This window comes from Microbacterium sp. Clip185 (assembly GCF_028743715.1).
GTDB lineage: Bacteria > Actinomycetota > Actinomycetes > Actinomycetales > Microbacteriaceae > Microbacterium.
This window is the reverse complement of the sequence record NZ_CP117996.1, coordinates 143,077-157,544: the sequence shown is the minus strand read 5'-3', so window position 1 is coordinate 157,544 and position 14,468 is coordinate 143,077. Positions and strand designations below refer to the sequence as shown.

Below are 14,468 nucleotides of genomic sequence, written 5' to 3'. Positions count from 1 at the left end.
CTCGCTCAGCTGGAAGGAACGCCCGGCGCGGGCGGCGCCGACGGCGGAAGCGGGGCTGAGGGGACCTCCTCAGCATTCACGGACTCCGCCACCGCTTCGGTCGCCTCAGAGGCCACGGGCGCGTCCTCGACGAGCTCGGCGGCCGCCTGCTCGAACTGCGAGCGGTACAGACGCCAGTAGGCACCCTCGGCGGCGATGAGCTGCTCGTGCGTGCCCTGTTCGACGATGTCGCCGTGCTCCATCACGAGGATGAGGTCCGCGTCGCGGATCGTCGAGAGACGGTGTGCGATCACGAACGAGGTGCGTCCCTCGCGCAGTGCCGCCATCGCGTGCTGCAGGAGCAGCTCGGTGCGGGTGTCGACCGAGCTGGTGGCCTCGTCGAGGATCAGCACCTCCGGGCGCGCGACGAACGCGCGGGCGATCGTGATGAGCTGCTTCTCGCCCGCGGAGACGTTCGCCGCATCCTCGTCGAGGACTGTGTCATACCCGTCGGGGAGCGTCTGGACGAACGGGTCGACGCGCGTCGCGACGGCGGCCTCCATCACCTCTTCGTCGGTGGCGTCGGCGCGGCCGTAGCGGATGTTCTCGCGGATGGACCCTGCGAACAGCCACGGGTCCTGCAGCACCATGCCGGTGCGCGAGCGTACGTCGTTGCGCGTGAGTTCGGCGATGTCCTGGCCGTCGAGCAGGATGCGGCCGCCGTCGAGCTCGTAGAAGCGCATGATCAGGTTGACCAGCGTGGTCTTACCGGCGCCGGTGGGTCCGACGATCGCCACCGTCTGCCCGGGCTCGACGCGGAACGACAGGTCGGTGATGAGCGGCTTGTCGGGCGAGTAGGAGAACGCGACGTTCTGGAACTCGATGACGCCCCGGCCGCCCGCGGGCGCGGGCGCATCTTCGGAGTCGGGTTGCTGCTCTTCGGCGTCGAGCAGATCGAACACCCGCTCAGCGGATGCGGTGCCCGACTGGATGACAGCCGCCATCCCGCCCAGCTCCGACAGCGGCTGCGTGAACTGCTGCGAGTACTGGATGAAGGCCTGCACGTCGCCCAGGCGCAGCTGCCCCGATGCCACCATCAACGCGCCGAGCACGGCGATGCCCACGTAGGTGAGGTTTCCGACGAACATCATGCCCGGCATGATGATGCCCGAGAGGAACTGGGCCCGGAAGCTCGCCCGGTACAGCTCCTCGTTCTCGGCCTGGAACTTCTCGCGCGAATCCGCCTCGCGCCCGTAGACCTTGACGAGCGCGTGGCCCGAGAAGGACTCCTCGACGCGCGCGTTGAGCCGACCCACCTTGCGCCACTGCAGGGCGAAGGACTTCTGCGACTGCGGTCCGATGACGCCGAAGATCACCGCCATGAGCGGCAGGGAGACGAGGGCGACGAGGGCGAGCTGCCACGAGATGGAGAACATCATCACGAGCACGCCGACGACGGTCAGCACCGACGTCACCACGGTGGAGAGCGACTGCTGCATCGTCTGCGTGATGTTGTCGATGTCGTTCGTGACGCGGGAGATGAGCTCCCCGCGCTGCACCCGGTCGAAGTACGACAGGGGCAGGCGGTTGATCTTCGCCTCGACGGACTCGCGCAGGCGCCACATCGTACGCACCATGATCACGTTGATGACGTAGCCCTGGAACCAGGTGAGCACGGCGGAGGCGATGTAGATCGCCAGCGCGGCCATGGTGACCACCCGCAGTCGCTCGAAGTCGATGCCCGCGCCCACCGCGAAGTTCGGCATCGCGCCGACGATGTTGGCGATGTCTCCCTGGCCCGCCGCCTGCAGGGCGGCGACCACATCGGCCTGCGAGGTGCCGGCCGGGAACTGCCCGCCGAGACCGGCGGAGACGACACCCTCGAAGATGACGTTGGTCGCCTCGCCGAGAACACGCGGGGCGATGACGGCCAGCACGACGCCGGCGGCACCCGCCAGGGAGACGAGCGTGAAGGCGAGGGCGTGGGGTTTGAGCAGCCCGATGAGCCGGAGGAAGGACTTGCCGAAGTTCGCGGCTTTGCCGGGCGCGACGGAGTCCCAGCTGCCGGAGCTCTGGCGCGCCTGTTCGGCGAGCTCCAGTTCGAGGCGCTCTTCTTCGGTCAGGGCATCAGGCGTGCTCATGCGTCCACCCCCAGCTGCGACTCGACGATCTCGCGATACGTCTCGTTATCGGCGAGCAGTTGCTCGTGCGTGCCCACACCCACCATCCGTCCGCCGTCGAGCACGACGATGCGGTCGGCGCCCGTGACCGTCGAGATCCGCTGTGCGACGACGATCTTGGTCACTTCCGGCAGGCGTTCCCACAGCGCCTGGCGGAGCCTGGCGTCGGTGCGCAGGTCGAGCGCGGAGAACGAGTCGTCGAAGACGAAGAGGTCGGGCCGGTGCACGATCGCCCGGGCGATCGCGAGGCGCTGACGCTGGCCGCCCGATACGTTCGTGCCGCCCTGCGCGATGGTCGCCTCGAGTCCGCCGGACATCTCGGACACGAAGTCCCTGGCCTGAGCGATCTCGAGCGCCTCCCAGAGCTCCTCGTCGCTCGCCTCCTCCCGACCGAACCGGAGGTTGGAGGCCACGGTTCCGCTGAACAGGAACGGGCGTTGGGGAACGAGCCCGATGCCCTTCCAGAGCAGGTCGAGATCTGCCTCGCGCACATCGACGCCCGCCACCCGCACGGCACCGCCGGTGACGTCGAACAGCCGCGGGATGAGCGACACGAGGGTGGACTTGCCGGATCCGGTCGAACCGACGATCGCGACGGTCTCGCCGCGCTCGGCGTGGAAGGAGATGCCCTGCAGCACGGGCGCGTTCGCGCCGGGGTAGCTGAACGACACGTCGTCGAGCTCAAGCGCACCCGGTGCGGGGAAGACCGTGACGGGCTGCGCCGGGCGGGCGAGGCCACCCTCGGCGTCGAGCACTTCGCCGATGCGCTCGGCCGACACGGCGGCGCGCGGGATCATGATCGTCATAAAGCTCGCCATGAGCACGCCCATGAGGATCTGCCCGACGTACTGCATGAAAGCGAAGAGCGTTCCGACTTCGACGCCTCCCGCGTCGATCTGACGGCCGCCGAACCAGATCACTCCGACGACCGTGACGTTGAGCACGAGCATCGCGAGCGGGAACAGGAGAACGAAGAGCGACCCGACCTTGCGTCCGATGACCATGATGTCGGTGTTCGCAAGGCGGAAGCGCTCGGCCTCGATCGACTCGCGCACGAACGCGCGCACGACGCGCACGCCGGTGAGCTGCTCCCGCATGACGCGGTTGACGGCGTCGAGCTTCTTCTGGAACTGGCGGAACAACGGCACCATTCGCGCGATGATGAGCCCCGCCACGAGCAGCAGCGCGGGTACCGCCACGGCGATGAGCCAGCTCAGCCCCACATCCTGCTGCACCGCCATGACGATGCCGCCGATGGCCAGCAGCGGCGCGGTGACGAGCATCGTGGAGCCCATCATCGCGAGCATCTGCACCTGCTGCACGTCGTTCGTGTTGCGGGTGATGAGCGAGCCCGGTCCGAACTGCGACACCTCGCGCTCGGAGAAGCCGCTGACCTTCTGGAAGACGTCACGACGGATGTCGCGGCCCGCCGACATCGCGGCACGGGCGGCGAAGAAGGTGGCGATGACGGATGCGGTGATCTGCCCGAGCGAGATCACCAGCATGATCGTGCCGGTCGACCAGATGTAGCCGGTGTCGCCGCGGGCGACGCCGTTGTCGATGATGTCGGCGTTCAGACGCGGCAGGTAGAGCGATGCCATGGCGGAGGCGAACTGGAAGATGAGCAGACCCAGCAGCCACCAGCGATAGGGCGCGAGATAGCGCAGCAGGAGTTTTACGAGCACGATGCCTCCCGGGCGGGGCGCGGTTCACACGCCGAGCACAGGTTAGGCCCGAGCTCCGACACCCCGCATCCGCCGGCGGGAGGATTTCGCTCAGGGCGTGGACTTCTCCGCGGCGGCGAGGGCCGCACGGGCTGCGGCGAGTTCCTGCTCGAGCCGTGCGACGTCGGCGCGCGTGGCGGGCAGCTGCTCCTGATGGCCCCGGGTGACCCGCTCCATGACCCACGACGAGAAGGTCGCGACGATGAGTCCGACCAGCACCACCCCGCCCACCATGAGCGCGACCGCGATGACGCGGCCCGGCACGGTGACGGGGGTGAAGTCGCCGTAGCCCACGGTCGTCACCGTGCAGAACGCCCACCACACCGCATCGCCAAAACTCCGGATGTTGCTGCCCTCCGCGTGACGTTCCACGTTGAGCACGGCGAGGGCCGCGGTCCAGATCAGCAGCAGCGCTGCCGCGATGCCGTACACGAGCATCCTTGCCCGCAGCGAGCTCGCCGCGGTGCGGGTGAACGAGGGAATGCGCGTCAGAGCGCCGAGCAGACGTATCGGCCGCAGGATCGGCAGGAGCGCTACGGCGAGATCGAACAGGTGCGTGCGGAACCACCGCCACTTCGGACGCGACATCGCCAGACGCGCGAGGTAATCGCCGATGAACATCACCCAGGTGATCGTGAGGATCGACGAGGTGATGATCGCGGCGACTCCCGACACGTCCGCGATGACGTGCACCGTCTGGGTCAGGATGAACACGAGCGCCGCCACCGTCAGCGGCCAGTACGTCATCCGCTCCCACCTGGCGGTGGCCGCGGTCTCACCGCGCGGGTTCACCCCCGCCTGCCGCCTGTCCCCGTGCACACCTGCACTCTAGAGCGCGCCCGCCCGCCTCACACGGCGACGTCGCCGACCAGGTTGACCCGGATGCCCATGGCGTCGAAGGCCGCGGCCTTCGCGATCAGCGCACGGTCGGCCGTCTCCGCATCCGGCGCGTAGACGACCTGCGCGTGGTTCGCCTTGTGCCGGGCCATGAACTGGTCGCGGCCGATGCCGTGCAGCACGACGTGGGCGATGGGCCACTCCGGGTTCGTCGCCTCCTTGCGCCGGCGGGTCTCCGCCTCGGGCAGCTCGACCGCGCTCGCCCGGAAGATGTCGGCCTGCAGCACACCCTCGGCGATGAACACGCGCGAGACGACGAGCTCGCCCGGCTTGCTGACGCCGTTGATCGTCGCACCGCCCGCGGGGAAGAACACGTGTCCCTGGCGCCAGCCTTCGGCCTTGTCCCAGCCGCCGAGGTGGGATGCGGGCACGGAGCCCGAGATCTCGTAGACCCACACGAACTCGCCGTCGAACTCCTCACCCCACCGCACGTCGTGCAGCGTGTTGTCGGGCACGAGCCCCATGGCGCGCCACACGCGGTCGGTCACGAGCGCGTCGACCGCGACGCCCTCGTCGGCCTCGTTGAAGTGGGGCAGCGCCCGGCCCGCGTGCAGCTCCCGGCGTCCGTCGCGCGAGAACACCGGCGGCCGCTCGGTCGTGTTCAGGATGCCCTCGGCGAGATCGGATGCGGGCACGAGGTCCTTGAGTCCCTGCTGATACTGGATGCCGACCGCATCCAGACCGAAGTCGTCCGCGATGCGCACGGCGGCGATGTACATCTTCAGCTGCCACTGCACCTGCTCACGGGTGAGCTCGGTAGCGGGGTCCTCGCCGAAGCGGAACGTCATGCCCCGCTCGATCAGCCAGTCGAACGCTGCGTCGGCGTCCGCATCAGTGACCGCGAGCATCTCCGCGTAGAGCGCGGACTGCGACAGGCGCTCCTTGTAGATGCCGGTAGGGTTCAGCAGCTCGTCGTCGAAGATCGCGTTGTACATGCCCATGCAGCCCTCGTCGAAGACGCCGATGATGGCCTTCTCCTCGCGCAGCTGCCGGCCGATCGCCTCGCCGAGCTCCCGCTCCGGGCTTTCGGCAAGTGCAGGCAGCGGCCGCACGTGGGAGGTGTCGTGGGTGATGCGCCCCGTGCGCGTCCACTCGAGCAGCCCGTCGCGGAACCAGTCGTCGGCGAAGTCGACCGACCAGATCGTGGCGTAGGGCGTGCCCATCTTCGTCAGGCCCGCGTTGAGCCCCAGCAGCCCCACGAGACCCGGCCACTCTCCGGCGAAGTTCGCGACCGTGAGGATCGGACCGCGGTGGGTGCGCAGCCCCGCGAGCACGTGGTGCGAGTACTGCCACACGGCCTCTGCGACGATGAGCGGCGCCTCGGCCGGGATGCTCTTGAACACCTCGATGCCCATGCGCTGGCTCGAGATGAAGCCGTGGCCGGTCGCGGGGTCGACGTCGTTGGCCCGGATCACGCTCCAGCCGAGTTCGCCCAGCACGCGGGTCACGGCGGCCTCGAGCTCGACCTGCGCGGGCCATCCGGCGGTGTTCGCCGACTCACGCAGGTCGCCCGACGAGATCAGGTACGCGGTGTTCGGCGGCGCCACGAGGGCGTCGGGCGCGGCGGGAAGGGTGTAGGTCATGATCGATCTCCTTGCAGAGCGGTGAGGATGTCGGCACGCTGCGGCATCGAGGCCGCAGCACCCGCACGGGTGACGGTGAGAGCGGCCGCGGCGGCCGCGGCTTCGAGCGAGGAATGAAGGGTGGCGCCTGCGGCGAGCCAGGCGATCAGCACGCCGGCGAAGGTGTCGCCCGCGCCGGTGGTGTCCACGGCTGCCACGGCCGGCGCGGCGACGGTGGCCGTGACCTCGCCGTCCTGCCCCACGAGCGCGCCCGCGGCACCGAGGGTCACCACGACCGTCCCGGCGACACGGCTGAGCGCGCGGGCCGCATCCGCCGCATCCGCGTCGCCGCTGAGGGCTGCGGCCTCGTGCTGGTTGACGAGCAGGATGTCGCTCAGAGACAGGAGTTCGTCGATGCGTGCGTCGGGCACCGGTGCCGGTGTCAGCACGGTCGCCACGCCGTGCCCGCGAGCCCACCGCATCGCCTCGATGACCACCGCGACGGGCCGTTCGAGCTGGACGACGAGATAGCCGGCGCCGGCGACCGCGGCGCGGTCAGAATCCGACATGCGGTCGACCGCGTTCGCGCCCGCGACGACGACGATCGCGTTCTCGCCGTCGTCGGTGACCGTGATCGCGGCGATGCCCGTGGGCTCGGCGCTGGATGCGAGTCCGGATGCGTCGATGCCCTCGGCGAAGAGGAAGTCGCGCAGCCTCCCCCCGAACTCGTCCGCGCCGACCGCGCCGAGGAAGCAGACGTTCGCTCCGGCGCGCGCAGCCGCGACGGCCTGGTTCAGCCCTTTGCCGCCGGGGCCCGTCGCGAACGACGATCCGCTCACGGTCTCCCCCGGGCGCACTGCCGAGGCGACGCGGACGACGAGGTCCATGTTGGCGCTGCCGAACACGGCGACCGACGATGCCACGGCAGACTCAGCGGTAGGTCGCGATGACGCGTTCGATCTCGGCGAGCGCCGCCTCGTCGGGCTGCACGAGAGCCATGCGGCAGGTGCCGTCGGCGATGCCCATCGACCGGTACGCGGCCTTCATCCGGGCCATGTCCCCGCCGATCACCGAGACGATGTCGTCGACCGCCGCCTGGGCGTCGGCGATCGTCTGGGCATCGCCCGTGTCCGCCGCGGCGGCGAGCGCACGGAACGGCTTCGGAAGCACCGAGGAGACGCCGGAGACGACGCCCTGCGCGCCCACTTCGCCTGCGGCCACGAGGTCCTTGTCGGCACCGGTGTAGAGGATGAAGTCGCTCGGCACGGCCGCGCGGTACGCGGCGAGCTCCTCGAGGCTGAGCTCGCTGACCTTGGCCCCCACCACGGCAGGAAGCTCGGCGAGGCGCGCCAGCAGCTCGGGGCTCACGGTGATGCCGCTGCGTCGCGGATAGATGTAGACGTAGAGGGCGCCGTCGCCGACCGCCTCGGCGACCTGAACGAAGTAGTCGTACACCGCCGACTCGGCAGCGGGCAGGTAGTAGGGCGTGAGGGCGGCGAACTCGGTGACGCCCGCATCCTTCGCGATCCTCACGCGCCGAACGGCCTCGTAGGCGCTCGGCTGGCCGACGTGAGCGATGACACGCATGCGACCCGCGAGCTCCTCGACAGCGGCGCGGATGAGCTGTGCGAACTCGTCGTCGTCGACCGCGGGGAACTCACCCGTGGTTCCGAGCACGAACGCGCCCTCGTTGCCGGACTCGCCGACGTACCGGAAGATCGAGCGGCTGCCGTCGAGATCCAGCGAGCCGTCGGCGTGGAAGCTGGTGGGGATGGCGGTCACGATGTCGCGACGGGTCATGTCGATGCCTTTCGAGAGGATGCGGAGCGAGCCGCTCACGCGTAGGAGGTGTTGGCGGTGGGGGTCAGGACCAGCTCGTTCACGCAGACGCGCGCGGGCTGACGGGCGATCCAGGCGACGGTCTCGCCCACGTCGTCGGGCGCGAGCATGAGCGCCCGGGCCTCGGCGGAGGGCGGGTTCGGCCGGGTGTCGAGGATGTCGGTGGCCACCTCGCCGGGGCACAGATGAGTGGCGCGGATGCCGTGCAGCCTCTCCTGCGCGTTGAGCGTCTCGGCCATCACCCCGAGCGCGGTCTTGCTCATGGCGTACGCGGCGCCGGCGCCGGGCGAGTGCCGCCAAGCGGCCCACGAGGAGACCAGCACGACGAGCCCCGCGCCCGCCGCCCGCATCCCCGGCAGAACCGCGTGGACGGCGCGCACGGCGCCCTGCAGATTGACGTCCATGACGTGCGCGATGTCGGTCGCCGACACCCGGTCCCAGAACCGACCGGCGACGTTCGTGCCCGCGCAGTAGACCAGGGCGTCGATGTGGCCGTGTGCCTCGGCCAGGCGCGCGGCCGCATCCTGGACGGCGTCGTCGTCGGTGACATCGAGCACGAGGGCGGATGCGGCACCGCCGCTGTGGTGGATCGCATCGAGCGTCGCGTCCAGCTCCGCCGCCCGACGGCCCGACACGACGACGTGGAACCCGTCGCCGGCGAGAGCCTGGGCCGCGGCGCGACCGATGCCGGTTCCGCCGCCGACGACCCAGGCGGTGCGTGATGCCTCGCCCATGTCAGCCCTTGGTCGCGCCGGCGGTGAGTCCGCTGACGACGTAGCGCTGCGCGAACAGCGCCACGATCATGACCGGCACCGTGATGACAACCGCGGCGGCCATGAGCCCGCCCCAGTCGACGGACGCGTAGCTCGTGAAGTTCACGATCGCGACCGGCAGGGTGCGCGTGGACTGGCTGGAGAGCACCAAGGCGAACAGGAAGTTGTTCCAGCTGAAGATGAACGACAGGATCGACGCCGTCGCGATGCCGGGCAGAGACAGGGGCAGCACGACCCTTACGAACGCGCCGATCTTGCTCGACCCGTCGATCTGCGCGGCCTCCTCCAGCTCCGTCGGGATGCCGTCGAAGAAGCTCGACATGATCGCCACCACGAGCGGCATCGTCACGAACAGGTGCGTGAGGATCAGCACCGTGTAGCTGCCGACGAGCTGCACCTGCGAGAAGAGGAAGTACCACGGGATCAGCAGACTGACACCGGGGATCACGCGCGCCATCAGCAGGAAGCCGGTCGTGCTGCGCACCTTGTACCGGGCGATGCCGTACGCCGCCGGTACCCCGATCACGAGCGCGAGCAGGGTGGCCCCGACGCCGACCAGCAGGCTGTTGCCGATCACCGGCAGGAAGTTCTGCACCGTGAAGACGGTCTCGTAGTTCTTGAGCGTCGGCTCGAACGCGAACATCTTGTCCGGGTTCACGACGTCGAGGTTGCGCTTGAAGCTCGCGAGCAGCATCCACACGAGCGGCACGAGGAAGGCCATCACGACGAGGACGATTCCGACGACGCGTGCGGTCTGGCCGACGATGTCGATCGGGCGGCGGGGGCGACGCTTCGAGGCGGCAGCGCGGCGGCCGCGACGACCGACGGGCTGGACGAGGGCGCGGGTCTCACTCATACCCGGGTTCCTTTCTTGCGAAGGATCGCGAGGGCCAGCAGCACGACCACGATCAGCAGGAAGAAGAGGATCAGCAGCGCCGACGCCTTGCCGTACTGCGAGAACTGGAACGCCTGGCCGTACGCGAGGATGTTGAGCGTCTCGGCCTCGTGGCTCGATCCGCCTCCGATGCCCTTGGTGGCGTAGATGATGTCGAAGGTCTTCATCGCATCGATGGAGCGGAGGATGGCGGCCGCACCGATCACGGGGGCGAGCAGCGGCAGGGTGATGTGACGGAACCGCTGCCACGCGTTGGCGCCGTCCACGCGCGCCGCCTCGTCGGGTTCCTCCGGGAGGGTCGACAGACCGGCGAGGAGGATGAGGATGACCATCGGCGTCCACTGCCACACGTCGATGAAGACGAGGGTGTTCAGCGCGGTCGAGGGATCGCTCAGCCAGCCCTGACGCGGAAGGCCGAGGAACTGCATCACGCTGTTGGCGAAGCCGATGGACGGCTCGAAGATCAGCAGCCACATCATGCCGACGGCGACGGGCGTGGCAACCAGCGGCAGCAGGATGAACACGCGCACCAGGCCCTGACCGCGGAAGGTCTTACGCAGCAGGAGCGCGATCGCCAGGCCGAGGATGAGCTCGATGCCGAGCGCCAGGATCGTGAAGTAAGCGGTGCGGCCGACGGCCGGCCAGAACCGGTCGGTGTCGCTCAGCCAGGTGACGTAGTTGTCGAGGCCGACGAAGGAGAAGGGCCGGGTGACGGCGCCCGCCGAGTCGGTGAGGGAGAGGAAGACCGTGTAACCGATCGGGAACGCGATCAGCAGCGCGATGAACAGCACCGACGGGACGATCAGGATCCACTTCAGACGAGCGTCGATCCAGTTGAGTGCGCGGTTGCCGAACGTCGACCTGCGCGCGGTGAGCGAGGACACGGAGCCTCCTTGGTCCGGGTGACCCCGGGCGGCGAGCGCCGCCCGGGGTCGGGAGATCACTTCTCGGAGTCGAGCAGTTCCTGGAACTGCGTGTTGGCGGTCTTGGCGGCGTCTGCGACGTCGCCTCCCTCGATCGCGGTGATGGCGGGACCGCCGACGATCTCGCGGGCCGCGGCGACCTGCTCGAGCTGGGGCCGGTCGTGGCCGACGCCGTGGTCGCCCACGTTCTGGATGATCTCGACGAGACCCGCGGGGAAGGATGCGGTGGCCTCGGCGTCGTTCCAGGCGGATTCACGCGCGCCGGGCACCGTCTCGTTGGCCAGCAGCCACTTGGTGTTCTCCTCGTTGGTCACCCACTTGATGAACTCCCACGCGGCCTCCTTCTTCTTGGAGAAGGCGTTGATGCCGACGGTCTGCGGAACGATGTTGTAGAACTTGGAGCCGGCCGGCCCCTCCGGGAACTGCGCGAAGCCGACGGTGTCGACGACGGCGCTGTTGTCGGCGTCGAGGAAGGTGTACGCCTGGCTGTCGGCGTCGATGTAGAACGCCGCCTTGCCCTGTGCGAACAGCGCGGATGCCTCGACCCAGCCCATGTTTGTGGCTCCGGGAGGGCCCGACTGGCGCAGCAGGTCGCCGTAGAACTCGTAGGCCTTCTTCGCCTCCGGGGTGTCGACGCTCGCGTCGCCGTCCTCATCCTGGAAGTCGCCGCCGAAGCTGTAGAGGAACGACGACAGCTGCGTGACCAGCGGCACGCGAGAGCCGCGCATGGCGATTCCGTACATCCCGTTGTCCGGGTCGTTGAGGGCAGCGGCCGCGGACTTCAGCTCGTCGAGGGTCTTGGGCACGGGGATGCCGGCGGCCTCGAGCAGGTCGGTGCGGTAGTACACGATCTGACGCTCGGTCATGACGGGAACGCCGTAGACGACCCCGTCGAGCTCCACCGCGTCGCGGGCCGCGGACTGGAAGTCCTCCCAGTTCCAGTCGGCGTCGCTCTCGACCTGCTCGGTCATGTCGGTGAGCCAGCCGTTGCGCGAGAACTCGCGCATGACGTCCTGCACCTGGAAGGCCATGACGTCGAAGTCGGCGGACTGGGCGTTGAGCTTGACCTTGTAGTTGTCGTTGAGCTGCTCGTTGCCGTACGCCTCGATGTTGACCTTGACGCCGGTCTCCTGCTCGTACTGGGTGCCGAGGGTCTTCAGACCTTCGACCCAGGGGCTGTTGGCGGCGACGACGGTGATCTCGGAGACGTCGGCGGAATCGCCTGCGTCGCCTGTGCCGCTGGCGCAGGCGGTGAGGCCGAGGGCCGCGACGGCCCCGGCGGCGATACCGATGACCAGCCGACGGGGTTTGCGTGTCGTGAACATCGTTGTTCCTTTCAGGAGGTGGGTGGTGCGTGGGGTGCGGGTCAGAAGGCGAGGGCGGCGGGCACACGGCCCGCGAAGACGTCGACGATGGCCTGCGCGGTGGCGAGGCCGATGCGCTCGTACGCTTCGGCGCTGTCGGCGGCGGCGTGGGGGGCCACGACGACGTTGGGGTACGAGAAGAGAGGGTTGTCGGCGGCGACGGGTTCGACCTCGAACACGTCCAGTCCTACCCCGCCGATGCGGCCGGAGGCGAGCCCGCGCACGAGAGCGGCCTCATCGACCAGCCCGCCCCTGCTCGTGTTGATCAGGAGGGTGCCGGGACGCATGGCGGCGATGAGCTCGTCGTCGACGGTGTGGTGCGTGTCGGGAGTGTGCGGCGCGTGCACCGAGACGATGTCGACGTCGCGCACGACATCCGCGACGCGGTCGACGAGGCGAACGCCGAGACGCTCGGCCGCCTGCCGGTCGGCGAACGGGTCGAAGGCCACGAGGTCGACGTCGAAGCCGGCGAGGCGGCGGGCGACCGTCTGCGCGATGGCGCCGAAGCCGACGAGGCCGATGCTCTTGCCCGCCAGTTCGCGGCCGACGTAGCGGTCCCAGCGACCGTTCTTCGTCGCCGCGTCGAGCTCGGGGATGCGGCGCAGCAGAGCCAGCATGAAGCCGATCGCCAGTTCGGCGACCGCTGCGGCGTTTCCGCCGGGGACGTTCACGACGCGGATGTCTCGGGCGCGGGCGGCGTCGAGGTCGATGTTGTCGAGTCCCACACCGAGGCGCGAGATGATCTGCAGCCGGTCGGCACGCTCGAGAGCCGCGGCGTCGTATACCTCGACACCGGCGACGGCCGCATCCGCATCCGCGATGCGTGCGTGCAGCTCCTCGGCCGTCCACGGCACGGTGGACTCGTTCTCGACGAGAGTGAAGCCGTGCTCGAGAAGCAGCGCGCGACCGGAGGCACACAGGGCCGGATAGCGAACCGGTCCGACGATGACGGTGCGACCTGCACCCACCGGTGCGATCGAGTCATGTCCTGCCATCTGAGAGCCCCTCCTCGAAACGGGCGAGGGCGGCTCCAGACGGAGCGACCGGTCACCGTTGAACGATCTGTTTTCTGTTAACAGTCAACATAGGACAGCAAGAGGGCCGTGTCAAATGCCCGCGGGGCGGGCATCGACCGAGAAGGCCTCAGTGCGCGGCGTCGGGAAGACTGCGCAGGGCGTCGCGCACGTGGCCCTTTGCGAGGGTGAGATGCAGGTGCAGCCGCTTGACGGCAGCGTCGGCGTCGCCGGTACGGATCACATCGAGAAAGCCCTGATGATCGGCGGTTGCCGAGGCGATGTCGCTCGTGTCGCTGAGCTCGAAGAGGATGGCGAAGATGCGCTGATACGGGCGCCACGCCTCCATCAGTCGGCGATTGCGCGCGTTGACGTAGAAGCTCGTGTGGAACTGCATGTCGGCATCCGCGAAGCGTTCACCGTCATTACTCTCGGCGGCGGCGGCCATGTCGTCGACGATCGCCTGGACTCTGTCCCAGTCCTTCGAGCTGGCGTTAGCGATGGCGAGCCGGATGGCGAGGGACTCGAGCACCTCGCGCAGCATGTAGAGCTCTTCGATGTCGGTCATGCCGACCGCGCGCGTATAGATGCGCTTGCGGCGGTCCTCGACCAGACCCTCCGCCTCCAGGTGCCGCAAGGCATCGCGCACCGGGCCGCGGCTGACATCGAACCGCGTCGCGAGGGCGTCCTCGGCGAGGTGCGTGTCGGCGGGGATGATCCCCTTGATGATCTCGACGCGAAGACGATGGGCTATCTGGTCACCCATCGCGAGGGGGCGGAGATCGGACACGAGCACCTCACTGTCGTCGGTTAACAATCAGCGTTGCATCGCGCTCGTCCGCGGGTCAAATCGCCGCGCGGCGGATTCAGTCCGCGGGAGGCAGCTCGCGCCGGGGTCTCCAGACCACGATCTCGGTGGCGCGACGCACGCGCGTGCCCGAGCGCAGCGGGACGACGGAACCCGAAGGGCCGGCGGCGAACACGCGCGCGCCGGGCCGGCGGTCCAGCTCTGCACGCATCGCGTTCTCGAGGTCGCGCACGCGCCCGTGAAGCTCACGCACGCGGTTCTCGAGCTCGATGATGCGGGCGATGGCGGGCAGGCTCATGCCGTCCGCCGACAGACGCGACACCTCGCGCAGCTGTTCGATATGGCGCACCGAGTACCGGCGCGAGCCGCCCTTGGTGCGTCCGGGCACGACCAGCCCCAGCCGGTCGTACTGACGCAATGTCTGCGGGTGCATGCCGGCGAGTTCCGCGGCCGTCGCGATCGCGAACACCGGCGCCTCGTCGTCGATCTCGTTCTCGTCCATCCCGCTCAC

At 69.0% G+C, this 14,468-nt stretch carries 13 protein-coding genes; all 13 read right to left on the bottom strand.

Annotation, left to right across the window (positions count from 1 at the left end; translation table 11 throughout):
- Nucleotides 1–5 precede the first annotated feature (5 nt).
- Nucleotides 6–2,120 carry an ABC transporter ATP-binding protein gene (locus PQV94_RS00805; protein ID WP_274286916.1) on the bottom strand — a complete coding sequence of 705 codons (2,115 nt, stop codon included), beginning with the start codon at nt 2,118–2,120 and terminating at the stop codon, nt 6–8.
- Nucleotides 2,117–3,844 (bottom strand): ABC transporter ATP-binding protein, encoded by a 1,728-nt coding sequence (locus PQV94_RS00800; protein ID WP_274286915.1) that lies wholly within the window; start codon nt 3,842–3,844, stop codon nt 2,117–2,119. Before PQV94_RS00800 ends, PQV94_RS00805 begins: the two co-directional genes overlap by 4 nt.
- Nucleotides 3,845–3,934: 90 nt before the next feature.
- Nucleotides 3,935–4,702: a potassium channel family protein gene (locus PQV94_RS00795; protein WP_274286914.1), complete on the bottom strand. Its 768-nt coding sequence runs from the start codon at nt 4,700–4,702 to the stop codon at nt 3,935–3,937.
- A 29-nt stretch (nt 4,703–4,731) separates the two neighbouring features.
- Complete coding sequence (locus tag PQV94_RS00790) at nt 4,732–6,363, bottom strand: fucose isomerase (protein ID WP_274286913.1); 1,632 nt, start codon at nt 6,361–6,363, stop codon at nt 4,732–4,734.
- The gene (locus PQV94_RS00785; protein ID WP_274286912.1) at nt 6,360–7,265 is read right to left on the bottom strand and encodes a ribokinase; all 906 of its coding nucleotides are present in this window, start codon (nt 7,263–7,265) and stop codon (nt 6,360–6,362) included. Before PQV94_RS00785 ends, PQV94_RS00790 begins: the two co-directional genes overlap by 4 nt.
- A 7-nt stretch (nt 7,266–7,272) precedes the next feature.
- Nucleotides 7,273–8,142, bottom strand: coding sequence for a dihydrodipicolinate synthase family protein (locus PQV94_RS00780; RefSeq protein ID WP_274286911.1), 870 nt, complete (start codon nt 8,140–8,142; stop codon nt 7,273–7,275).
- Nucleotides 8,143–8,177: 35 nt separating this feature from the next.
- Entirely contained in the window at nt 8,178–8,915 is a 738-nt protein-coding gene (locus PQV94_RS00775; protein WP_274286910.1) for an SDR family oxidoreductase, read from the bottom strand.
- 1 nt (nt 8,916) lies between these two features.
- Nucleotides 8,917–9,810, bottom strand: a complete 894-nt coding sequence (locus PQV94_RS00770) for a carbohydrate ABC transporter permease (RefSeq protein ID WP_274286909.1) — start codon at nt 9,808–9,810, stop codon at nt 8,917–8,919.
- Nucleotides 9,807–10,733, bottom strand: coding sequence for a carbohydrate ABC transporter permease (locus PQV94_RS00765; RefSeq protein WP_234073980.1), 927 nt, complete (start codon nt 10,731–10,733; stop codon nt 9,807–9,809). The genes PQV94_RS00770 and PQV94_RS00765 overlap by 4 nt, the downstream gene beginning before the upstream one ends.
- Nucleotides 10,734–10,789: 56 nt before the next feature.
- Nucleotides 10,790–12,097, bottom strand: coding sequence for an ABC transporter substrate-binding protein (locus PQV94_RS00760; protein ID WP_274286908.1), 1,308 nt, complete (start codon nt 12,095–12,097; stop codon nt 10,790–10,792).
- A gap of 41 nt (nt 12,098–12,138) precedes the next feature.
- The gene (locus PQV94_RS00755) at nt 12,139–13,131 is read right to left on the bottom strand and encodes a phosphoglycerate dehydrogenase (protein WP_274286907.1); all 993 of its coding nucleotides are present in this window, start codon (nt 13,129–13,131) and stop codon (nt 12,139–12,141) included.
- A gap of 148 nt (nt 13,132–13,279) precedes the next feature.
- Nucleotides 13,280–13,939: a GntR family transcriptional regulator gene (locus PQV94_RS00750; RefSeq protein WP_137418626.1), complete on the bottom strand. Its 660-nt coding sequence runs from the start codon at nt 13,937–13,939 to the stop codon at nt 13,280–13,282.
- 76 nt (nt 13,940–14,015) lie between these two features.
- Nucleotides 14,016–14,459 carry a heat shock protein transcriptional repressor HspR gene (locus tag PQV94_RS00745; RefSeq protein WP_243226395.1) on the bottom strand — a complete coding sequence of 148 codons (444 nt, stop codon included), beginning with the start codon at nt 14,457–14,459 and terminating at the stop codon, nt 14,016–14,018.
- Nucleotides 14,460–14,468 lie beyond the last annotated feature (9 nt).

Coding starts and splice junctions, on each gene's coding strand:
- PQV94_RS00805 (WP_274286916.1), bottom strand. CDS start 2,120: ATGAGCACGCCTGATGCCCTGACCGAAGAAGAGCGCCTCGAACTGGAG.
- PQV94_RS00790 (WP_274286913.1), bottom strand. CDS start 6,363: ATGACCTACACCCTTCCCGCCGCGCCCGACGCCCTCGTGGCGCCGCCG.
- PQV94_RS00780 (WP_274286911.1), bottom strand. CDS start 8,142: ATGACCCGTCGCGACATCGTGACCGCCATCCCCACCAGCTTCCACGCC.
- PQV94_RS00775 (WP_274286910.1), bottom strand. CDS start 8,915: ATGGGCGAGGCATCACGCACCGCCTGGGTCGTCGGCGGCGGAACCGGC.
- PQV94_RS00770 (WP_274286909.1), bottom strand. CDS start 9,810: ATGAGTGAGACCCGCGCCCTCGTCCAGCCCGTCGGTCGTCGCGGCCGC.
- PQV94_RS00760 (WP_274286908.1), bottom strand. CDS start 12,097: ATGTTCACGACACGCAAACCCCGTCGGCTGGTCATCGGTATCGCCGCC.
- PQV94_RS00755 (WP_274286907.1), bottom strand. CDS start 13,131: ATGGCAGGACATGACTCGATCGCACCGGTGGGTGCAGGTCGCACCGTC.
- PQV94_RS00745 (WP_243226395.1), bottom strand. CDS start 14,459: ATGGACGAGAACGAGATCGACGACGAGGCGCCGGTGTTCGCGATCGCG.